The sequence below is a fragment of the Yersinia sp. KBS0713 genome, assembly GCF_005937895.2.
In the GTDB taxonomy this organism is placed as follows: domain Bacteria; phylum Pseudomonadota; class Gammaproteobacteria; order Enterobacterales; family Enterobacteriaceae; genus Yersinia; species Yersinia bercovieri.
Map to the genome: position 1 here is coordinate 955,757 of NZ_CP042173.1, position 23,457 is coordinate 979,213.

Below are 23,457 nucleotides of genomic sequence, written 5' to 3' on the forward strand. Positions count from 1 at the left end.
ATTTTAGATAACAAATGAAAAAATTAAAAAAATTCCTTCAAAGTCCAGGCGTGTTTTTTCGTGATCACTTAAATAAAAAATACCCTATCATTAGAAATGAAATTCTTTGTCCTGAATTAGAAGAAAATATTCTTATTCGCCATGATTTGTCATTGGAAAAACTAACAAATGTTAACTTTCCAATAGATGTTGTTTTTACATGGGTTGATGATTCTGATCCCGCGTGGCAAAAACGCTATCAACAAAATAAGAACATAGTAGATAAAGATACTCTGGGTCAGCATGCAACAGATAGTGCGAGATTCAGTAACCATGATGAATTGCGTTATTCTATTAAGAGCGTAGAGCTTTACCTACCTTGGGTTAGGCAGATATACATTATCACCGATAAACAACGTCCTGCCTGGCTACAATGCAACTCTCGAATTACAATAATCGATCATAGTGACATTATTGAAAGCCAATATTTACCTACCTTTAACTCACATGTTATAGAAGCTCATTTACATAAGATACCGGGCCTGGCAGAGCACTTTATCTATTTTAATGATGATGTTTTTGTTGCAAGGCCCTTGCCGCCAGGACATTTCTTTAAAGGTAATGGTATAGCTTCATTATTTCTTTCTCAAAAAAGCCTGGCGGATATGCAAGCTAAAGGAACGAATACACCAACGCTTTCTGCCTCACACAATGTAATAGATATCTTCGAAAAAGATTTTCAAATAGCGATTGATACCCCCTTGGTGCATACCTATGTTCCGCTCAGGAAAAGCATTTTTGAACAAAGCCATCAACGGTATGAACGTGAGATAAAAAAGTTTTTGCCTAATAAATTCCGAACAAACCATGATATGAATTTAGCAACATTCTTTGTTCCTTGGCTATCTTATATTCAAGGCGCAGCCGTGCCAGCCCGAGATATTTGCTACTACTTTAATATTAGATCGACCGCAGCAAGAAGCAGCTTTAAAGCATTAAAAGTAGCCAAGAAAGAGGGCTGCCTACCTCACTCTTTTTGTGCTAACGACTTCAACACACAGAAAGCCCCGCTTGAAAATTATAAATCCCTATTAATATCCGCACTTAAATATCATTTTGAATCAGAGAAATAAAATGCTCACTAGAAAATTAAAGAAATTAATTCGCAATCCTAATCTGTTTCTTTTAGATATGTTAACAAAACAAGAAAGAAGAATAAAAAAGTTAAGGATAAGGAAATATAAAGGCACTTATCAATATACAATAATTTCAGCAGTATACAATGTTGATAGATATTTAGATGAGTTTATTAAAAGCATTGTCAATCAACATATAGATTTCAAAAATAACATTCACATAATCTTGGTTGATGATGGTTCAACCGATGGTTCAGGAAATACAATAAAGTACTGGCAGAAAAAGTATCCATTAAATATAACTTATCTTTATAAAGAAAATGGTGGGCAAGCCTCTGCAAGGAACCTAGGTTTAGAATATGCTAATACAGAATGGGTAACTTTTATTGATCCTGATGATTTTATTGATAATGAATATTTTTCATCAATAGATTTATTCATTAAGAACAACAGTGACAAAAATTTAAGTCTAGTTTGTTGTAACCTTATATTTTATTTTGATGCCATGAATATATATAAAGATACACATCCGCTAAGATATAAGTTTTCGAAACAAGAAACAATAGTCCCAATAAATGATTTAGGACAGCAAATTCAACTTCATGCCAGTTCTACTCTATTTAAGTTGTCCAATATAAAAAGTCATGACATATCATTTGATGTGGAGATAAAACCTAACTATGAAGATGCACATTTCATAACAAAATATATTTTTCCGTTAAATTCAGGTAATGCTGCATATTTAAAGAATGCGAAGTACTTTTATAGAAAAAGAAGTGACGGCACATCAACTTTAGATAATGCATGGGAAAATCCAGGGCTGTACGGTATTGTACTGCAAAAAGGCTGTATTGAATCTATGCAACGTTACCAACAGTCGGGTAGACCTATCCCTGAATCCCTACAAACTCAGATTCTATATCATGTTTTTTGGTACCTAAGGCGACTTATAAACCATGAATCTAAACTCTCTTTTTTAGAGAGGGAAAAAGTAGTTTCATTCGAGAAAAATATACACGATATTTTTTCAATGATTGATAATAAAATCATTATGCAGTTCGGACTTGCAGGATGTTGGTACTACCATAAGGTTGGGATGCTTTCATGCTTTAAACAAAGTGAACCTACATTCCAGATAGTATATGTAGAGTCATATGATAAGATGAAAGGGCTGGTTCAATTACGTTACTTTACTGGCAAACAAGAACTTGAGCACATAACTGTCAATGATGTAGATACTATTCCTGTTTTTATTAAAAATATTACTCATAAATTCTTATCTAAAAATTTCGTCAATGAAAGACGGTTATGGGTTAAATTTGACCCAAAATCAGTTATAAAAATTAATATTTGTGGAAAATCCGCCAGAATATCACTTGCTGGAAAACAAGAAAAAAATGGGGTGCACGGCGCGGCTATTATTAAGTATTTTGAAGACGTCACACCTAAATATAATGTATCAGAGAAGTATAGAAACGCATGGATATTGATGGACCGCGATACACATGCTGACGATAATGCTGAACATTTATATCGTTATATCCGAGCTAATCATCCTGAAATTGAGATATTCTATGTACTAAGAAAAAGCTCATGTGACTGGCTTCGCCTTATTCACGACAATTTTAACTTGCTTGAATTTGGCAGTGAAGAACATAAAATTGCAGTGGGAAGTTGTTCAAAATTAATTAGCTCTCATGCAGATCACTTTGTGACTAATTTACTGGGGCCAAAGATGTTGTCAGGCCGACATTTTGTTTTCTTACAACACGGTGTAATTAAGGATGACCTTTCTGGATGGCTAAATCAGAAAGACAATATTGATTGCTTTATTACTGCATCAAAACCTGAATTTGATTCTATTGTTTCTGATGACTCACATTATAAATTTGGCAAGAAAGAGGTGGTTCTGACAGGACTGCCGAGGCACGATAGCTTATTAAAATCCACCAAACCTAATAACAATAAGAATATATTGATAATGCCAACTTGGCGATCTTCTATTATTGGGGCGGCGAATAAAGAGGGTACTGAAAGAGATCTCAACCCTTTGTTTATGGATTCTAGCTATGCTAAACATTGGTACAGCCTACTTCATTCACCAGAGCTGCGTCGGATTTGTACGAAATATGGTTATGACGTTGTTTTTTTTCCACACGTAAATATTTTACCTTATCTAGATGAGTTTAAAACCCCCGATTTTATAAAAATAGGAAGCCAGGATAACAGAAATATACAAGATTTATTCAACGATGCTTCACTATTAGTTACAGATTACTCATCTGTTGCTTTTGATATGGCAGTGCAATCTAAATCAGTAATTTATTATCAATTTGATGAAGATACCTTCTTTCAGGGAGATCATACTTATACCAAAGGGTATTACGACTATCGCAAGGATGGTTTTGGCGCAGTAGTCACTAATGAGCAGTCATTTTTCTCAGAATTAAATGTCGTGCTTAAGAATTCAGCCAAGCCATCAGAGAAAATTCAAAAGCGGATAGATAATACTTTTCAACATCGTGATGGCAATAACTGTAAGCGCGTTGTTAGCGCTATTGAAGCACTTGACCTTCCATTACCAATTGATTTTGTAGATGCGGATATATTATTTGAATATGCTACTCACGCCAGTAATAGTAAAGATTGGCTTCTTGCGATTTCACGCTGGGCACTAGTCTCCAAGTATGGCAATGAGCATCATAAATATGAAGCGACAATTCAAAATATTATCTCATTGAACAACCTTGGGAAAATCAGATTAGCTTTAGAATCTATTAATGAAAATTATGGGAGTAATAAATTAGTCTGGCCAAAACCAGTGATTCGTGAATTCGCGATCATTCAGATGAAACTTCAACAATGGGAAGCCGCTGTGGCATGTTGGGAAATGCTAACTGACCATAGTGGTGAGGACACGATTGCTATCCTTCAATGCACAGCAGAGCTTTCAGACTCAACCAGATTCGAGTATATTTATAAAAAATACTTCTCTAGTAGTGACGAAAAATATTTGCTACTTAGCAAGGCTTGGTATTATATATGTCATTCTGATTGGTTAAATACTATTATGCTATTAGATGGTGATTCTGTTGACTTAATCAATTGTGAATTCTCAAGATTACAAGCTGGTATTATGTTGGCTCGTTGTAATAGGGAGTTAGGACATTATGAAGTCGCAAGAGAAAACCTTGATCTGGCATCAATACAACTAATCGACAAAAGCATTTTGAATTATGAAAATGCAAAAATATCTTTTTCAGAAAATAAGTTAGATGAAGTTGTTCAACAAATATTTAATAGAAATGTCGAGTTACTCTCTTTATCTAAAGAGCTAATTATTATTTATCTCAAAGGGCTACGTTCACAAGAGAGATATCTAGAAGCGGAAGCTATTCTTAATAAGCTACCGATTGAATATTTTGATAATAAAGAACTTTTATTTGAGGCTGGTGAAAATTGCTACTCAATGAGGAGATGGGATGCTTCTGCAAAGATCTGGTTACAACTGCTAAATGAATATGATATTGCAAACTATCGGTTGGCATACTCTTATAGAATGCTGGGAATGATAGAGGAGGCAATGACTTTATTGAAAATTTCTAAAAATACTTTTCCTGAGAGTATTGATGAATTGATTCTCAGAGCCGAAATTACCCAACTTTGTTGCAAATGGGATGAAGCTGTTCACTGCTGGTCGTCAATACTTCATTATTATCCTGATAATGCGCCACAGGACAGTTGGTCAAGACTTCATCAATCTCAAATGATGTTGGCACTTTCAAGGCCTAATTAATTAAATAAAATGAGCGGGAAACATATTTCCCAGTGTGGTAGTAATTCCAACATTCCGAATACTGCGTCATTCCCGCTCTTTTAAATCCTCCACACTCACTAAGCTATTTTTTTGAAATACTCGGAACGAGGCTCTTTTTTTTCCGTCGGTATGGGTTCAATCTGATTATCACCATAGTAAACAGCATTAATCTGGGTGTTTTTCAGCATATAGAGACGGAATTTCTTGAATAGCTTCATATCCGGTTTGAAGTCAGATTGCCAGAATTGGTTGAGATGCCCCTGAAACGTCAACCCTTTTATGTTATACATCGCACGGCCCATCACAATTAACGGCTTGTTATGGATCAGCGCTGAAATACCCGCTGTGCTGTTGATGGTGATCACCTTTTTGGCGTGGTTCAGCAGCTCCGGCATCGGCAGGTCATGCACGTATTTAACCCGGCCACTGATGTTGTACTGTTTGCACAGTTTGCGGATTAATGGCCCATATAAGCGGTGTCCCCGGTCCATGGGGTGATGTTTGATCACCAGATACTGGTCACTGGCCGCCTTCTTTGAAAATGAATACATAACTTCATTAATGTAGTCGCGCACGTCATTATAGGGGCTGTGATTGCGGATTTGGCTGTCGTTGTAGACCTGCAAAATGGCCAGATGGTAGCGCTGATCCAGCTCGCCCTGCAGTTGGGGCAACACCTTTCGTTGCAGGAATCGATACCCTTGTTTTCTCACTGCAGCACGCGCCCAGCAGCGCGCTTCATAGAGGGGGGAGAAGGATTTATGGTGTCGATATTGCGCAAATTCGTGGCGATAAAACCAGCCGGCCAGGTAATAAGTCATGGCATGGCGCACGCGCAGACGAAAACATGATGCCAATTTTTTTGCCACCGGGGGCGTTGCATCGGGCAACTTACGGTAGAAATCTGGATGACGCGGCAATGAAGAGAAGGCGTTTACGCCCCCCTCTTCCAGCGTAATAAAATGGGGCCGGAGATAGCCCTCCTCAAACGCCAGAAAACGCACGCCTTTGGCTTGCGCCCACAGCTTCGCCGCCTGATGCAGTGGCCGACAATCGCCAAAGCACAAAATAGTGTCGAAGTGGTAGGTTTGCCAGGTCTCTTTTAGCCAGACGGGAAACTCTTTTGGCGTCTGCTTAAACAGCAAATAGTCGCGCTTACGACAATAAAACTTGTCGCCGCCGTTGAATACCACGTTTACCGCTTCGCAGCCCATGGATTCAAGCCACCCGGCGATATCACTGAAGAAAGGCCCCATCGGGCCTTGTAGCAGCAGGTATTTTTTCCCAGCGAGAAGTTTGGTTAGTGCGCGGCTATTTGTAAGCATAAACTGGTCACCATTAGGATTTAACAGACTGATTTATAGATTCATTGTGACTTTGGCTAACATGATCAACTTTCGGTAATAGCGGATAATCCTGCCCGCCCTCTTTTTACTCAATTGCATCCTGGCGCGGGGTTGAGCGGCCAGAATGTCTAACGCCCGTTCAGCGGTGATGGCTTCGCGCCGTTGCGGGTCAACATAGGTCGGGTAAGCGATTAACGCCTGATAAACCAGGTCATCCAACATCAAAATACGGTTTCGGCGGGGCGAACGATGTTCATCCTGTGTCAGCCCCCATCCGGCGTAAAATGGCAGGCCGTAACAGAACACCCGCTTGCCGTGCAGCAGGGCTTCAAAACCTGAGAGTGACGTCAGGGTATGCAACTCATCGGCCACCTGGATACACTGAATGATATCGGCGTCCAGCGCCTGAAGATCCGCCCAGCGCGCCACATCGGCGGCAGGAATATCGCCTTGTCGGTTGCCGACCAACACATCCGGGTGCGGCTTATAAATGATGAAAGCATCGGGGTTACGCTGGCGGACAGTTTTCAGCAGCTCGCTGTTAGTCCGAATCGTGACAGTGCCAGTCAGTATTGAGGCATCATCCTCCACCTGACCGGGCACCAGAAGAATACGTTTCCCCTGCGCGGTCAGCGGCAGACGGAATGTGCCGCCAATGTTGTATTTACTGACTTTGCTGCTCACCAGTCGTTGGCGGAATTCTGCTGCCCGCGCAGACTGTAGTGCAGTTAACTGACTGCGGTTGAGTAAGGTCTCCAGGTCACTTGGCCGGGTGGCATCGTAGTAAATGCCACTTTTGTCCAGCACCAATGACAGCGGTAGGTTCAGGTCGGAACCCAGCCCCGATGAACGTAAAAAGCCATCTTCCATCCGCCATACTGGCAGGTGTTGCGACAACGCCTTCTCTTGCCAGCGCTGTTCACCTTTACTCCCCCACACCACACAAGCGGTGTTCGCGGTTTTACCTTCTCTGAAAGAGACACGGTTCAGTGATGTTTTTAAGAACAGCAGAAAAATGCTGCGTTTCCAGAGTGTTAACCCCGGCGCCCATAGCTGTCCCTGCCGTTGGTATTGATGATTTTTTTGCATCAACAGGCCATTAATCACATCAAACAGTGTGGCGGGCTGCCCACTACAGGGGTCGATATAGCGGCTATAGCGAAAATAAGCTGCGCTAAAGAGATCCTGCAAAGTTGCCTGCCCGCGCCGCGCCGATAAAGCACTGGCCTGTGGATGGCGATCGTCGGTCAATCCCCAACCGGCATACCAGGGCTGGCCAAATACCGTGACGCTCTTCCCTGCCAGTAGCGCCTCAAAACCATATTGTGAGGTCACCACATAGACGCGGCTGACATGGCGCAATAGCGACTGTGGGCTGACATTTTCTGCGAGCAACTTGATGCGCGGATCGTGCGGGATGGCTGTGAAGTAGCCCGCTTTCTTGCCCTGTAACACATCTGGATGAATCTTCAGCCAGATCTCTGCCTGCGGGTTTTCATCCAACGCGGCATGCAGCATCGCTTTAAAATCAGCCGCATCCGCATTGCCGTACTTCACCGCCATATCACCGAAGGTCTGGTCCACCACCAGCACTGCATCGCCTTGCGGCGGCTCGCCACAAAATGGCGGTGCCAGGTTATATTTCGATAGATCCGCCGCGACTATCAGCTGCATGGCACTCTGCGCATCGGCATAAAAGGGCTGATTACCGGCGCGATCAATAATCAGTGTTTCCAGCGAACTGGCCCGACTGGCGTCGTAATAGATCCCCTGGGTATCCACCACCATCGACAGCGGCGGACAACCCATCACGCCCAACCCTAGTGAACGGATAAAACCATCTTCGAGACGAATAACCGGCAGACCCGCGGCGTGCGCCAGCGAGACGGCTTTCTCCCCCGTCGGGCGATGGCCCCACACCGCCACCGAGTGAACCTCTGGCGGAATGGAGCGCAGCGATGAAAGTTTGCAGCAAGGCTGCGCCAGAAAGTTTTCCAGATGCTCAATGCGGCAGATGCCTGCCGAGAAAATGCCTATCATCAGAGTGTTAACACCACTTTAGCCGCAACCGCCAGTTGGTAAAGAATGGTCGAAATGCCACGTGTGACTTCGATATTCTTCGATTCAAACTTCGGCAGCACCATCAGTTCGTCGCCCGGTTGCAGTGTTTTGACATCGTCAGCATTCAGCGCTTCACCATTTTGCTTAATCAGAATGACCTTGGTGTTGCTGGCTTTTTGCGTGTAGCCGCCAACCTTGGTGATGTAGTCATCCGGGCTAAGCCCTTTCTGCCAGCTCACCGCATTTGGGAACAGCACTTCACCGTGGATCATGACCAGCGAAGTTTTCTCTGGGATCTTAATGACGTCACCATCTTCCAGAATCACCTGATCAAGATTGCTGTCGTTAAGCACCACTTCGCCCTTCGGCACCACATTGCGGGCCTTGGAAACGAAGCGGCTGATAAGCTGTGCCTCCTGCATCCGCAGGCGGGCCTCTTCTGAGGTGGAGGATTGGGCAGATAAAGAGGCCTCCTCGAGTTTTTGCAGCGACAGATCCAGCATCTCTTTTTGGCGCAGCGCTACCGAGCGGCGGTGCAACTGAATGGCATCCATTTGTGACATGCTGTTGGGGCGAATTTTGGCCAACACCTGGCGCATCGTCGCGCCATAAGGCAATACCATGGCATGTTCGCCGGAGTGCGCGCCTTCAATTCGTACCTGAATGGTGCCGGAATACCGATCAGTACTGATGATAAGTCTGTCGCCATCCTGCAATGAGCGGCCCGGCGCAGAGCTGAGCGGATAGTATTCACTGCGCTTTATCGTGCCCTGCTGGCGGATAATGGTCATGTGTGTCGCACCCGGCTTAGGGCGCGCCCAGCTCAGTGCTTCGGTCACCGGGATGGTGCTATTGCGGAACTCAAAATCATAGCTATTGAACACTTCGCCCTCCACACTAAAGGTGTGCTGACGCGGCCCGACCACGATGGTATCGCCATCAGAAAATTGTGATAACCCCAGATTGCCATTGAGTAAAAAATCATACAGATTGACCTGCGAGCGCACGTTTTTACCGCGTTTGATGCTGATATCCACATAACTGCCGCTCTGGGTATCGACCCCACCGGCTTTGCTGAGGTAAGAGAGCAGGGAGTCCGAAGCGACACCGCCATACAAACCGGGGTTATTGACATAACCGGTGACAAATACCTTGACCGGCTGGGCCTGTAATAAAGAGGCGTAGACGTTCACGTTGGATTGATAGACCTGTTTGACCTTGGCGGTCACCACGCTATTAATCTGGCTATTCGGGATGCCGGCCACCTTCAGCGGGCCGACATTCGGCAGGAAGATATTGCCTTTCGGGTCTACACTCAGTGCGCCTTCAAAATTGAACGCCCCCCACAAGCGCACTTGGATCTGATCCCCCAAGCTGACAACATAGTTCGGATTGAAACCAATGCTGGAACCACTGTCCGCAGCAGAGACCGAGGTAAAGAGCTGTGCGCCAAACATGCGGCTCATCACTGCCGGCATCACAGCCGGTGGCGGGTCGTAAAACTGGCCGTCGTTATAGGCTTGCTGCTTTTGACCCGAGATCATTGACGGCAAAGGTGCCGCCCCCGTCATATTCGGGTCAGCATTCAGATCGACGGCCTGAACTGATGTTGCCTGGATGGCCATAATCAGAAGAACAGATTTCAATAATTTCATAACATGCTCTGAGTGACTGCCTGCGGTGTCATTCCGACAAGCCGGATATTGCATTAAAACAGCGTCAGTCTTTATGATCGTCAATCACCGCCAGCAATAACTTGACGGTGCCAAAGAGTAAGCAACACACCAGTAACCAGCTGATGAGCAGATACAGGCGATTGGGGAATTTAGCCTCCTCCGGTAGCTGCGGCGAACTGATAACTGACAACATTTTCAGTTTTCGTGCCGCCTCAACACGGGTTTTCTCAATCGATGTCAGGGTCAATTTGTAGATATCGGTGTCGAACAGCACCCTGGCTTTGATCTCTTCAAAATCCACCGCCATGCGGTTTAGCTTGTGGCCGTCGGGGGCGGTGATTTTGCTTTTTTCATCCTCAATCTGGCTGGAGAGCGATTTGAGCGCATTCTTTGCGCTGATGACCTGCGGAGCATCTTCACGGAGATAGGTCAGCAGGTTACGCAGCTCAGTTTCCATCTGAATTTTCTGCCCTACCAGGGTATTCACCAGCGAGGTGGCGGCCAGCGCCTGGGCTTCGGGATCGAGGGTATTGTGCTGGTTCTGATAAGCCAGGAGTTGGCCTTTGCTGGCACTAAGACGGGTGCGGGCCTTGAGCATTTCGTTTTCAGCAAAATCCTGCTGTTCGCGTGCAATTTTGTGTGAGATCTCGTTGATGAAACGTTCTGATTCCTTCAGTATCGCTTCGTTAAACAACTTAGCGAATGCAGGCGTGAATCCCTGTGTACCGATAGTCAGTAGCCCCGTTTTATCGTCATATGTGACTGAAATACGGTCGCGGTAGTAATTAAGGAGTTGCTCACGGGTGGCGCGGTCAGACAGATGATAGAAAAAATCCCAGCCGCTATGGCCGAACGCAGAATGGAAATCTAACTGTTTGTCCAGCACAGCCAGCATGTCAGGCGAGTTTATATATTCTTTCAGATACATCGCATCCTGCGACGAGCCAGGATTGGCGGCCCCCAACAGCAAGCCAACATTCAGACTGCCGCCACTGAGGTCATTTGAGCTTTTGATCGCCACAGTAGATTCACTGAGATAACGCGGATGACTGAACATAAACAGATAGATGATAAGCAGTATCATCGGTAAGCCAATAATAATCTTTCCCAGATTCTGATTAAGCGCCGCCAAACTTAAATAAGGCGATCGACAAGCCAGGGTAATATATCCCCTTATCCGAACAGACTTCATTTTCTCAATAAACATTTATTATCACACGATAAGTAGCACGTATTCACTTTCGTGCCTTATGTAAAAAGCACTGCGTACTCCCCCTGTTATCTTCTGATATAAGATTAGGGTGTGGAATATAGCTGGTGCACAAAATTAATCGAAAATACTAACCAGCCTGGCAACATTATTCTCTTTAGCCTTCATTTACATAGCGGCATGGTACTGCAATGCCTCTATCTGCTTAGGGCGCGAATTTTGCTCTGAGTCGATCAGACAGTTCAGCGCTACATTGCAGCAAAGGAAAATGAATGAGTAAGTAACCGGAATCATTCCGAGTATAAATATCTCTCCCCGCAGGTTATATAAAGGAGAAAATACAAATTTGAGGTCATTATTAATATTAGAAACACATTCATTCAATTCATGTATTTTTAACATGGGCTGCGACACAATACAAACCAGCTATAAGCCCCCAGTAGAACTTGATGTTATAATGAACAAATAGTCTGGCGAGTTAAATGAGGATATTTTCTTTTATAACAGCAAGTTATTTCAATTCTTCCGTCAGGGGGTAAAGTCATCGTTGAATATCCCCTCTCTTTTGACGGATGTTCACAGGATGGGATTAACCAAAAGCAAGGTCATTATGTGGGCGCATGTTCTGTGGGCGTATGGTAGCGCTGTTCAGGATCAGATTGGCGATACCGTTCAGCGGCTTATGTTGCATTAAGTGAAGGCACTATTTGTGTTATCACCTATCACGCCACCGGAACCCTACAACTTTAATGGATCATGTTGAAAGTAAAGTTGAGGAGGCAGAGGAGTTTACGGGTTAACTGAAAGAGATTAAGTAGGGAGGAGTGCAGATTATGGCCGGTGCCGGAGAGACTCTGCTGCAAAGAACAGAAATCAAAATGTAGTGAATCTGTGGTAATTAACTGTATTCTGTTCCTATGCCAAATCTCTATCGGTATTCCTATGTTGATAGCTTACTTAGATGCATTAAATATTTTGAGTACGCCGGTTTGGGTTGTCATGCCCAAAAATCAAGAGTTGCTGTTTGCTAATAAGGAAGCCCGAAAGATTGCAGGTGACTGCCAACTACCGTTAATGCGTAATGGCCGGTTTTCAGCACATGCGCAGCAACAGTTGGATGCCTACCTCCCGGCGTTAGCTGGCGACGATCAGATTGTCGAGATTTGGACTATCCAGAGCGCAGGAAATATCTTTCCCCTAAGTTGCCGGCTCTCCCTCACACAGATAGAGCCTTATGGCGATGTTATTGTTTTTGAAGGGTTGTATATCGCCGAAAACGTACTAACCCAACCCAATATGGGGCAGTTATGCTCAAAACCCTATCGCCGAGATGAACAGGGCTTTTATGAGCAATTATTCAATACCAATACCGCCCCGATGCTGCTTATTGATCCCTTGAGAGAGGGGCAAATTGTTGATGCTAATCAGGCAGCAACCCGTTTCTATGGCTATTCGCGGGATGAGATGTGCATGAAGCACACCTGGGAAATCAATACCATGGGAAGGGATGTGTTGCCGGTCATGAATGAGGTCGCTAGATTACCGGGGGGTCATAAGCCGCTAAATTTTATTCATAAATTAGCGGATGGTAATACCCGTCACGTTCAAACCTATGCCGGCCCGGTTGAGTTGGATGGCGTACGATTGATGCTATGCATTATCCATGATATCACCGAACAGAAACGGCTGGAGCAGGCGCTGGAACATGCTGCTCTGCGCGACCCACTGACAGATTTAGGCAATCGGCGTCAGTTCTTCCCCTTAGTCGAACATGCTCATGCCCAGAGCCAACGTTACGGTCACTGCTTCAGCTTGATTTTATTGGATGTAGACCATTTCAAATCTATTAATGATCAACTTGGGCATAATAAGGGGGACGAAGTTCTGATTTTGTTGGCAAGAACCTTAGAGTCCATCATTCGTGAAAGTGATAGCGTTTTTCGTTGGGGAGGCGAGGAGTTTACGATCCTCCTGCCCTTAACCCATCTGGAGGGAGCATTACAACTGGCTGAATCTATTAGGGAAACTATTCAGATGATATGTCAGCCTAATCTGCCGCAACTCACAGTTAGCATCGGCGTCGCGCAACATCAGAGCGGCGAAGATACCGATAGCTTGTTCAAACGTATGGATGAGGCCCTCTACCGCGCAAAAGCATCAGGGCGAAACCGGGTACTGGCGGCGTAGAGGGGGGCAACAACTCTGCGCAAATTTACGTCAGTGGCAAGTGATCTAGCGGTTTGACTTCGCGCAGCACGAAGGTGGTTTGCATCTCTTTAATCCCCGATAGCCGGCGAATAACCGACATCGCAAAGGTGGAGAAACTGTCGAGGTCTTCCGCCACCACTTGCAGTAAGAAATCCGCATCCCCCGCGACAGCATAGCAAGCAATCACCGGTTTTAGCGCCCCTACCTGCATTTCAAACAGCCTGGCTTCCTCTTCACTGTGACTATCAATTTTTACCCGAATAAAGGCCAAAATCCCCAAGCCAATTTTTCGCCGATCAATATTGGCCTGATAACCAGTAATGACACCACTCTCTTCCAGTTGTTTCACCCGTCGCCAGCACGGGGAGGTTGCCATACCCACTTTATCGGCCAGCTCTTGGTTGGTCATGCGGCCTGCATGCTGTAATTGCTTTAATATTTTTATATCTGCCGCTGTTATTAATGATGATGGCATATCTCACCTAATTATTATTCAATTTGGGTATAGATTACCAATATTAGCTGAATCAGAGTGATAAAAGAAAGCACTTACCGGCAGAGGAGAGATATGATCTTTTGCACAGACTTATCGGTAAAAAGGTACTGATGTGGCAGAACAGATGCGGATCGCAATTATTGTTAACCCTGAACTTCCGGTTGGCTTAATCGCCAATACCACCAGTGCGGTGGGGATTGGTTTGGCGGCAAGATTTCCACAACTAGCAGGGGCAGTGTTGTCCGACTCAGAGGGCAAAGAGATTGATGTGAGTTCAAAATTGCCAGTACCCATTCTACAGGCGAATGCTTCACAGATGAGAGAGGTGCTGCTGAAAGCATTGGCGGCAACTCATGAGCGGGCGATTGTGCCTTTCCCGGCATTTGCCCGTTCGATGCACAGCTTTGAGGATTATGAGGCAACCTTTCCGCTACGTTCACTTACCAATGAGCAGTTAGATGGCCTGGGGCTGGTCGGGCCGGAAAAATGGGTGCGCTCATTGACTGGCGCACTAAAACTGTTGCGCTAGTCAGGTATGACTATTTAAGTAAAAAAAAAGTTAAGTGAAAAAAAAGCGGGTTCTGGCAAGGAACCCGCTGAGTAAATGCATTTCACTGCACTATTTCAGCTGATTTAACTGAAAAGTATGGCCTGTAACGCCGTTGATCACTAACTCGCGCCGCTCATCCATTGGCAGATTCACGGTCAATTCATGCCATGCGGGTTGATAGCTCCCAGTGCGGCTGAAGGTGATATTGATATGGTGATTATCAGTCGTCACCAGCCAGCTTAGCCATAGCGCGTGGCCTTGCTGCCAGCGGTGACTTTCGCCGTCATCTTCAAACAACAGGCCACTGGATTGCCCCGCCCCTTTGGTGGGATAGAGCGCCAGCTCGCGTTGAGAGTCCAGTTTGGCATTCACAAAGGCGATGCGCCGTGATAGCGGCAGTGCGGCACCGGCTCGCACCAGGAGCGGCAAACGTTCCAGTGGTGCATCTAAAGTGATTGTCTGCCCGCCGCTGTACCACTGCCCGGTGTGGAAACAGTACCAGCCGACCTGATTATCCGGCAGATAGATCTGGCGTTGGCGCTGACCCGGCTCTACAACACTGGCAACCAGCAGATCACGGCCCAGCATAAAGTCGTCATTCTCCTTGAACGTGCGGCTATCGTGCTCATGATCGAGGAAAGTTGGGCGCAACATCGGTTCATCATCATGAGAGGCCTGCCATTGCAGCGTATAGAAATAGGGCAATAATTGATAACGTAAGGCCATGGCATCCCGAATCATCGGAGTCGCTGCGGGGTACATCCAAGGCTCATTTACCGTGTTGTCGTCATTCCATGAGTGAATGGTAAAGCGCGGATGCATCACGCCGTTTTGTACCCAGCGAATAAATAACTCTGCTTCCGGTTTATCGCCAGAGAAGCCGCCGACATCGTGGCCCAGGTTGTACAACCCTGACAGACTCATGCCCAGCCCCATACGGATGTTATAGCGCAGAGTCTGCCAACTGGTGCGGTTGTCGCCGCTCCAGGTCTGGGCATAGCGCTGCATCCCGGCGCAGCCAGATCGTGATATCAGATACGGGCGCATATCTGGTGCAAATGTTTGTTGAGCCTCCATTGAGGCGCGCATCATCAGTAGAGGCATGACTGGCCTGATGTGCTTGATGGCAATTGATTCACCAAATCCATGGCATTGCGCCTCCCCATCCCACACTTCATATTCGTTATTATCATTCCAGGTCGAACCAATTCCCATCTCCAACAGCTGTTTGGTCACATTCTCCTGCCACCAATCCACAGTCGCGGGGTTGGTGAAATCGAGGTGAGAACCTTCGTCATCCCAAAATGATGAGCGCTCAGGTAACCCGGTTTCGCCATCACGGATAAACAGCCCACGTTCAGCAACTTGCTGATATTTTGGATGATCCTGCAACAAGCAAGGTTTGATATTAGCTGCCAGCTTGATGCCAGCTTGCAGGAAAGTTTGACTCATTACCTTGGGCTGCGGCACTTTGTCGTTATTCCAGTTAAAGACATAGCGCTTGTTTTTGATGGAGGTATAGCCAGATGAGAGCTGGAAAGAGTCGCAGGGAATATCATGTTGCTGACACAGCGCAATAAACTTTTGCAATTGCACCTGCGCATCCGGGGCGTCGGTGTAGTGCATGGTGGAGCCACTGTAGCCGAGGCTCCATTTCGGGCCAAACTGGGTCTTACCGGTCAGGCGGACAAAGGCTTTGGTGACATCCAGCACTTTCGGGCCGAGGAACAGGTAGTAATCCAGGTCACCGGCTTCAGCCTGATAGCGGCGATAGGCCAGATGGTAGTTATCGATTTCGTTACCCAAATCCAGCCAGCAACTGCTGAGATTGTCATAAAACAGGCCAAAACTGACGTCATCACGGCGGGTGATGGTAAAGGGAATGTGCTTATAGAGCGGATCAGTACTGGCGGCGTTATAACCCATGGCATCTAAATTGCGCATCTCAAAGCGACGACCTGCGCGGTTAAGGTCACCGGCTTTTTCACCCAGCCCATAATATTGCTCATTGGGATAGCGGCGCTGATAGTGAGCAATCGCTTCGCCTTGCGGGCTGAGCAGATAAGCGCTGGTGGGCCGATCGGCGGCCAGTGGCTGCCATTGATCCTGCGAATTTTTGTACTCCCACTCCAGATGCAAAGGCTGATGAATAGTGACCCTTAGGCACTCGGTGGTCACTACCAGCTGTTGCTTATGCTGCTGCAACTGATAGCCCGGCACGGAGAAGCCCGCCAGACTCAATCGGTCACGCCCTGACCACGGCACATCCCCTTGCGGCGCAATGCTCCAGGTGCGATTGAGTGCCAGTTCGCCATTGCGTTTAATCAGTACGCGGCAGAGGTTTTGCTCTAACACATACAGACAAAAAATATGACGGTCATCGACCAGTAATTCCAAATGGTCAGGGAACTCATTTATTAACTGCCAGTTTTTTAATGTTTTCATCACAGCTCATCTCTTTTGGCAACAGCACTGCGGCACTGTTGCAGACAGAATTAGGGGATAGATCAGGTTGCCGGTTGTGCCTTATTACGGCGCTCAGCAAATAGCGCAATCAGGAATACGGCACCAATCAAATCGAAGAAGCCCATGGCAATAAACAGCGGGTTAAAGCCGATGGTGTCGGAAACCGCACCAATGAGTAAGGTAAACAGGAAACTGGCGATCCATGCGGAGGAACCCCGTAGACCATTGACGGTGGCAACTTGGTTTTTATCAAAAGAATCAACCACTAATGCGCTAAGCATACAGGAGATAACCTGGTGCCCGAAGCCGCCAATGGAGATTAGCGCAATCGCCAAATAGGGGTCTTTGGTGATTGCCACAAAGGCCAATGAAACCATCATAAAGGCCCCGGTTACTGAGCTGGCAACCACCGAGTTGATGCGGCTGAAGCCGAACCACTTCTGATATAACCGGGTTAAATAACCACTGGCAACACTGCCGATATCTGCGGCCAGGAAGGGGAGCCAGGCGAACATGGCGATCTGCTTTAGATCCATCCCGCGTTCTGTGGCCAGGTAAAGTGGCACCCAGAAGCTAAACACGGCCCAGGCGGGTTCCGCCAGAAATGCGGGGATCGCAATGCCGTAAAATTTCTTATTTTTGCTCAGAATGGCCAATGATTTGAGGAAAGGGAGCCGTGGTAGCACCGGTTCATTGTCCTGATGAATCAGTTCAAACTCTTCTTTACTGAGATTTGGATGGGTATCCGGCGAGTGGTAGAAACGCCACCACAACAGCACCCAAATCATGGCTAAAGCACCGGAGAATAAAAACGCACCTTGCCAGCCAAGTGCCACATGGGCCAATACAATAATAGGGGGGGCTAACATCGCACCAATAGAGAAGCCGACTCCCGCCCAACCGGCGGCAATTGGCCGCTCTTTTTTCGGGAACCAGTCAGAGATCGCTTTGGCGTTTGCCGGTGTTGCCGCCGCTTCGGCACTGCCCATAAAGAAGCGCAGCACCGCTAACTGGAACCAGGTCCCTGCGCCGGCATGCATCATGCACACCACGGCCCAAACACTGGCGCAAATCAGGAACCCCATCTTTAAGCCGATGACATCAATCAGCCAGCCACACAGCGGTTGGAAAACGGTGTAAGCCAACTGAAAAGAGGCCACGATCCATGAATATTGCTCCGTGGTCATATTCAGGCTGGTTTTCAGTTCGGGGGCGAGGATACCCAGAGAGTTACGGGTAATATAGTTAACTGTGACACCAAGTAAAAATAGTGCCAGCATCCACCAACGTAGTGACTTTATTTTTCGCCGCCCGATAACTTTCGCGGATTGATTAATCTCAACACTCATCCAAGCCTCCTGGTGTTAGCCGGTAGCAAGTTAACCGGGCCAACTAATTATTTTGGTATGATCCATTTTCGGTTATTAAGATTTCGCTGAGTTTTAATGTGACTTTGTTCACACTAAATCGGCCAATAAAATATACTTAATTGTTTTTTATCGTATTTTTATCATTCATCAAAACAAACCGGACTGATAAGTTTTTAAAATTGGTTTACCAAAACAAGGTAGCTAGCTTAAATTGGCTTTAATATGCGTTTTTTTGAAAGAATTTTCATAAGCTGGATAATATTTCAGCATTTATATTGTGTAATGGCCTGAATAAGGTATTTACCAGCTATGAAAGTTTTTTCATTTGCTAATTTGAGAGAGATCACAAAATGAATGGAAAGCTAAAAATACAAGAAATAGCCAATCAGACGGGCCTTTCAATTAGCACGGTCTCCAGAGTCTTAGCCGGTAAAGCAAACACCAGTGCGAAGGCGAAACAGCAGGTCATGGCGTATGCGCAATCACAGGGGATTTTGCAGAATCTATCCAGCGGGCGATTAATGCTCAATAACATTATGGTCTTTGCACCGCACCGGGCCTTCGATGTGCGTACCGACATTTTTTACTACAAAGTCATCCAAGGCATTACCGAAGCCGTTAGCCAACATGAGGTGATGATTCGCTACTGTGGATTATCGGAAACGCAAAGTGATATCTCGCTGTTTCTGGAGAAAATGACCAATCCGCAGACCGAGGCTGCAATCATCATCGGTATTGATGATCCACGTATTCATACCTTGGCGGCTGGCGTGCATAAACCCTCAGTACTGGTGAATTGTCGCGACAAAGAGATGTCACTGGATAGTGTGTCGCCAGACCATCAATTGATTGGCGAATTTTCTGCCAACTATCTGATTCAACAAGGGCATCGGCAAATTTTGACCTTGCAATGCTTACGTCGTAATACCATGGAGCTGCGCTTGCTGGGGATTAAAGAGGCTTTCGCCAGCCATAATATAAGTTTTGATGATAACCAACATCTGATCACTACCCATGGTTTTGGTGGCGAAGAGGCAGAGCAGGCGGTCAGCGACTTTATGGCAGCTTGTGAGGATAAACGCCAGTGGCCGACGGCAATTCTAGCCGGTGGCGACTATATGGCGGTAGGTGCCGTTAATGCGCTGAATAAGTTGAAAATAAGTGTCCCTGATAGCATATCGGTGATGAGCATGGATGGCTTTAATCTGGCTGAGATTCATGATGTCCCGCTCACGGCGGTGCATGTCCCTCGTGACGAGTTGGGGGCTGAGGCGATTCAACTGCTGCAACGGCGCTTATTACGCCCAGATGCCCCCTTCAGTAATACCTTATTGCAGGGGCGACTAGTGGTTCGCTCCTCGGTGAAGCAGGTTAATCATAAAAGGGCAATGTCCGCCGCCAATAAGCCATCGGATCAGTTATATGATTTGTAATATTCACGTGGGCAATGGTCAGGATGACAATATAAAACCCACAAATAAGCCATTGCCGCTATAGTTTAGATTTACTTCGTTTAAGGTTTTAAACGGTTGAAATATGCACAAACAGGTTTTATATAAGTCAAATGGGGAAACTTATAGCACATTGAATTTAAGGATATTGCCGCATGGAATTTAAAGACTATTATGCCGTGATGGGCCTAGAGCCCACCGCCTCCCTGAAAGAGATTAAAACCGCCTATCGTAAGCTGGCGCGCAAATACCACCCTGATGTCAGTGATGAACCCGATGCTGAAAGTAAGTTTAAAGAGGTCGCGGAGGCTTACGAAGTACTGAAAGATGCTGAACGGCGCGCTGAATATGATGAATTAAGGCTACATCGCGACGATCCTCGCTTTACCCAGCAGCAGGCCGCCTATCATTCAGGTGGTCAACAGTGGCACAGCAGTGCTGGTGGGGGGGACTTTTCGGATTTCTTCGAGTCCTTCTTTGCCAACCGTGGCGCTTCAGCTCACCACTCATCTCACCGAGCATCTCACGGGGTTCGGGGCCAAGATCTTGAGATGGAATTGCCCCTCTTTTTAGAGGAAACACTGGCAGAGCAGACGCGCTCAATCTCTTACAAAATTCCGACTGTCGATGCTTCAGGTTTTCCGGGCGCAGACACCACCAAGACCCTGAAAGTAAAAATTCCTGCCGGTGTGGGTGATGGTGAGCGCATTCGTCTTAAAGGACAGGGAGCGCCGGGTTTTGCGGGGGGAGCTAATGGCGACCTATTTCTGATTATTCGCCTGGCACCACACCCGCTATTTGATGTTGATGGTCATAATTTACACATTGTCGTGCCGTTAGCCCCATGGGAAGCGGCATTGGGGGCTAGCGTCGAGGTGCCGACGCTGACCGGTAAAATTAGCTTAACCATCCCGGCGGGTAGCCAAAGTGGTCAACGATTACGCATCAAAGGTAAGGGCCTGGTTAGCAAAAAAGCGACTGGCGATTTGTATGCGATCCTCAAGGTGGTGATGCCACCGAAGCCAGACGAGAAAACGCGGGCGCTGTGGCAGCAATTGTCAGAGCAGACGGCATTTAATCCTCGTACTGGGTGGGAGTAACAGATTATGGCTGAAATAGAAATCACCTATACTGTCACTGAATTGTGCCAGTCAACGGGCATTATGCAGGAAGAGCTGGTCGAGGTGGTTGGACTGGGCTTGATTGTGCCACTAGAACCTGCGGACAGTGTCTGGGTTTTTGATGCTGATGCATTGAGCAGCTTAAAACGCGCCCAACGTCTGCAAAATGAGCTGGATCTGGACTGGTCTGGTGTGGCGATGACCCTAACGCTACTCGAGAGAGTTGAGCAGCTAAAAAAAGAGAACAATCAACTGCGTAGGCAGCTTGATCGCTTTTTACAAACATCCTGACGTGACCTGAGACGGGTTGGTACGCGGTGTCGGCCAACCCGATTTAGCCTGTAACCGATGGGTAAAATAGCACCTATAGGGTGATTATTTTGGCGTTATCAGTCTCAGTCTCAGTCTCTGGCTGATCTTATTTTCATTGTTACTCCTTAAAGGCTGCTGACGCCGCCATCGACTCGCAATTCGGTTCCGACAACAAAGCTGGACTCATCTGAAGCCAGAAAAACGGCTGCATGGGCAAGCTCAATCGAGGTTCCCATTCGTTTGATTGGCACCAGTTGGCGTATCTGCTCAGCCAATTTTTCTTGTTCATCACCCGATAGCCCCAATTTTTGCAGCGCCGGTGTCTGTGTTGGGCCGGGACTTAAGCCATTTACCCTAATTCCTCTTTCCGCCCACTCACCGGACAAGGTTCGCGCCAGAGAGAGTAACCCCGCCTTACTGGCGGCATAAACACTGCTTTGAGGTAAGCCAATATGGGCGCTGGCAGAGCCACAAAGGATGACGGATGCAGGATTAGTTAGCAGCGACAATAGTGATTGTAGAAGGAAAAAAGGGCCTTTCAGATTGGTTGAGAGTACCCGGTCAAAACTTGACTCATCCCACTTCTCAATTGGATTGTGAGTAACATCACCTGCATTGATATAGACAATATCCAGCCGTGGCCAGACTTCCGCTAGTTTTGCGGCTAACTGATATTGGTCGGTGATATTACTGGCATCACTATTTAGCAGCAAAACAGAATCCCCCAGTTCCGCGCGGGCCGCCTGCAAAGCGGCGGCATTTCTACCGGTGATAGCGACTGTTGCCCCCTCGGCGAGGAATTGGCGCGCTGTTTCCAGCCCGATGCCGCTGGTTCCTCCGGTAATCAACGCATATTTATGGCTTAAACGATTCATGGTGAGCCTTCTGATTAATAGCAGTGGAACACCATTTTTAATATAAAAGTATCTAAAGTATAGTAGGTACTGATTGGATACTAACGATGGATTAGGAAAGCAATGACAACCCATAAGCTATTAACAGATAAAAATAAATCGGCATCTGGGAGCGAAATAGCGGAAGAAAGGTGCCCAATGGTGCAATTTGTTGAACTCATCGCCGGGAAGTGGGCAATTCCCACTCTCTATCGCTTGATTGTGACAGCAGCGCCAATTCGTTTCGGAGAGCTGCAACGGGCGATTGCGCCCATTACCCAAAAAGAGCTGACCCGGCAACTGCGCGCTTTTGAGCAACGCGGCTTGGTCAATCGTAAAATCTATGCTGAAGTCCCGCCACGGGTTGAGTATGAAATTACCCCGCTGGGTAAAACATTGCAGCCCACACTGGACTCATTGGCTCAATGGATGAGAGAGCACCATAAAGATCTCAATAGTCGTTTGTAATACTCATAACTATTGCATTGAGAAATAGCTAATTCTTGTTAATTAATATTGTGGTTGCCACATAACATAAAAAACATGCACGACACTCAATCAACTGCTCACTAATTATGTAGCATCAAAAATGGTAACAAAAGAGTAGAAGCGCAGGAGGGCAATTTCCAGCGGCTGTCATCCTGAACTGTATTGATTCCTAAGCGACAGTAGAAATTGTTCTGGATACGGGGACGGGTGAAACATATTTAGTTATATCCTGCGCCCATGATATTGATTCAATGGGAGCATCTATGATTACGCGATTAGATAACATTATTTTATATATCCCCTTCTTTTATTTATAGCTGCTTTATGCTTGGCGGAAATTTACACTTGTGTTTATATGACTAAAGCAACAATAGTGTACCAGGTAAGTCAAACGGCATACCAATAAATGAAACCTGAACTTATAAGTGATTACACTAGCAATATGAAATTTATAGTGGCTTATTGACCGGTATACAGATGGTACATATAAATGTTATTAATGCTTTTTTATCCAGTGATGTCCCCTGAGATTATTGAAAGATATTTCCCTTGAAATTTTCTATCATTATTGTATGTTAACTTCGGTGATGACCTATACCTTTATAGATGAATAAAACGAATTTAGAATGTTAAGAGCAAGGGTGGAATTTACATTGATATAAACTACACTATCCATGTAAGTGATTCACTTAAGTAATGCATTGCTCTTTGATTGTTGATTTTTAATTAGCCACCAATAGATATATTTTTATATAGATATCAATATTTGTATGTAAATCGCACATTAAATATAATTAAAATATATAATTTAATTTGTTTTATTCATTGAATGAAAGTAATAATAATCACTTGTTCCTTTATCACATTTGACGTGTG

16 protein-coding genes are annotated in these 23,457 nt (G+C 45.9%); 8 read left to right on the top strand and 8 right to left on the bottom strand.

The annotated features are described in order from the left end of the window. The first annotated feature begins 14 nt into the window (after window positions 1-14). Together FFE93_RS04450 and FFE93_RS04455 are read left to right on the top strand one after the other, a co-directional pair. Entirely contained in the window at window positions 15-1,112 is a 1,098-nt protein-coding gene (locus tag FFE93_RS04450; protein WP_138774849.1) for a Stealth CR1 domain-containing protein, read from the top strand. A 1-nt stretch (window position 1,113) separates the two neighbouring features. Next, window positions 1,114-4,911, top strand: coding sequence for a CDP-glycerol glycerophosphotransferase family protein (locus FFE93_RS04455; RefSeq protein WP_138774850.1), 3,798 nt, complete (start codon window positions 1,114-1,116; stop codon window positions 4,909-4,911). Between the two features lie 98 nt (window positions 4,912-5,009). Here FFE93_RS04455 and FFE93_RS04460 read toward each other — a convergent pair whose 3' ends face one another. The 4 genes from FFE93_RS04460 to FFE93_RS04475 all read right to left on the bottom strand — a co-directional run bounded on the left by FFE93_RS04460 (window position 5,010) and on the right by FFE93_RS04475 (window position 11,222). Next, window positions 5,010-6,257, bottom strand: coding sequence for a capsule biosynthesis protein (locus tag FFE93_RS04460; RefSeq protein WP_054872574.1), 1,248 nt, complete (start codon window positions 6,255-6,257; stop codon window positions 5,010-5,012). 33 nt (window positions 6,258-6,290) lie between these two features. Next, window positions 6,291-8,318: a capsular polysaccharide biosynthesis protein gene (locus FFE93_RS04465; RefSeq protein ID WP_054872575.1), complete on the bottom strand. Its 2,028-nt coding sequence runs from the start codon at window positions 8,316-8,318 to the stop codon at window positions 6,291-6,293. After that, complete coding sequence (locus FFE93_RS04470) at window positions 8,318-9,994, bottom strand: polysaccharide biosynthesis/export family protein (protein ID WP_032897259.1); 1,677 nt, start codon at window positions 9,992-9,994, stop codon at window positions 8,318-8,320. The genes FFE93_RS04465 and FFE93_RS04470 overlap by 1 nt, the downstream gene beginning before the upstream one ends. 64 nt (window positions 9,995-10,058) lie before the next feature. Then, window positions 10,059-11,222 carry a hypothetical protein gene (locus tag FFE93_RS04475; RefSeq protein WP_005272823.1) on the bottom strand — a complete coding sequence of 388 codons (1,164 nt, stop codon included), beginning with the start codon at window positions 11,220-11,222 and terminating at the stop codon, window positions 10,059-10,061. Between the two features lie 945 nt (window positions 11,223-12,167). On the opposite strand from FFE93_RS04475, the gene FFE93_RS04480 reads away from it, so the two are divergent. Beyond that, window positions 12,168-13,412, top strand: a complete 1,245-nt coding sequence (locus tag FFE93_RS04480; protein WP_032897261.1) for a sensor domain-containing diguanylate cyclase — start codon at window positions 12,168-12,170, stop codon at window positions 13,410-13,412. 25 nt (window positions 13,413-13,437) lie between these two features. Here the strand turns inward: FFE93_RS04480 and FFE93_RS04485 are convergent, their stop codons facing one another. Beyond that, window positions 13,438-13,908 (bottom strand): Lrp/AsnC family transcriptional regulator, encoded by a 471-nt coding sequence (locus FFE93_RS04485; protein ID WP_005272826.1) that lies wholly within the window; start codon window positions 13,906-13,908, stop codon window positions 13,438-13,440. 145 nt (window positions 13,909-14,053) lie between these two features. Here FFE93_RS04485 and FFE93_RS04490 point away from each other — a divergent pair, with 145 nt between their 5' ends. Next, window positions 14,054-14,458, top strand: coding sequence for a DUF2000 domain-containing protein (locus FFE93_RS04490; protein ID WP_049602566.1), 405 nt, complete (start codon window positions 14,054-14,056; stop codon window positions 14,456-14,458). A gap of 90 nt (window positions 14,459-14,548) precedes the next feature. Here the strand turns inward: FFE93_RS04490 and FFE93_RS04495 are convergent, their stop codons facing one another. Further along, entirely contained in the window at window positions 14,549-16,924 is a 2,376-nt protein-coding gene (locus FFE93_RS04495; RefSeq protein ID WP_057647751.1) for a glycoside hydrolase family 31 protein, read from the bottom strand. A 62-nt stretch (window positions 16,925-16,986) separates the two neighbouring features. Next, window positions 16,987-18,294 carry an MFS transporter gene (locus FFE93_RS04500; RefSeq protein WP_005272831.1) on the bottom strand — a complete coding sequence of 436 codons (1,308 nt, stop codon included), beginning with the start codon at window positions 18,292-18,294 and terminating at the stop codon, window positions 16,987-16,989. Between the two features lie 371 nt (window positions 18,295-18,665). Between FFE93_RS04500 and FFE93_RS04505 the strand changes: the two genes are divergently transcribed. From FFE93_RS04505 to cbpM, 3 genes are all read left to right on the top strand, one after another. Then, window positions 18,666-19,748, top strand: a complete 1,083-nt coding sequence (locus tag FFE93_RS04505) for a LacI family DNA-binding transcriptional regulator (protein WP_005272834.1) — start codon at window positions 18,666-18,668, stop codon at window positions 19,746-19,748. Window positions 19,749-19,921: 173 nt separating this feature from the next. Then, window positions 19,922-20,866, top strand: coding sequence for a curved DNA-binding protein (cbpA, locus tag FFE93_RS04510; RefSeq protein ID WP_005272836.1), 945 nt, complete (start codon window positions 19,922-19,924; stop codon window positions 20,864-20,866). A 6-nt stretch (window positions 20,867-20,872) separates the two neighbouring features. Next, entirely contained in the window at window positions 20,873-21,178 is a 306-nt protein-coding gene (gene cbpM / locus FFE93_RS04515) for a chaperone modulator CbpM (protein ID WP_005272837.1), read from the top strand. A 146-nt stretch (window positions 21,179-21,324) separates the two neighbouring features. Here the strand turns inward: cbpM and FFE93_RS04520 are convergent, their stop codons facing one another. Continuing rightward, window positions 21,325-22,074 (bottom strand): SDR family oxidoreductase, encoded by a 750-nt coding sequence (locus FFE93_RS04520; RefSeq protein WP_005272838.1) that lies wholly within the window; start codon window positions 22,072-22,074, stop codon window positions 21,325-21,327. A gap of 102 nt (window positions 22,075-22,176) precedes the next feature. Here FFE93_RS04520 and FFE93_RS04525 point away from each other — a divergent pair, with 102 nt between their 5' ends. Continuing rightward, window positions 22,177-22,560 (top strand): winged helix-turn-helix transcriptional regulator, encoded by a 384-nt coding sequence (locus FFE93_RS04525; protein WP_032897265.1) that lies wholly within the window; start codon window positions 22,177-22,179, stop codon window positions 22,558-22,560. The last annotated feature ends 897 nt before the right edge of the window (window positions 22,561-23,457 follow it).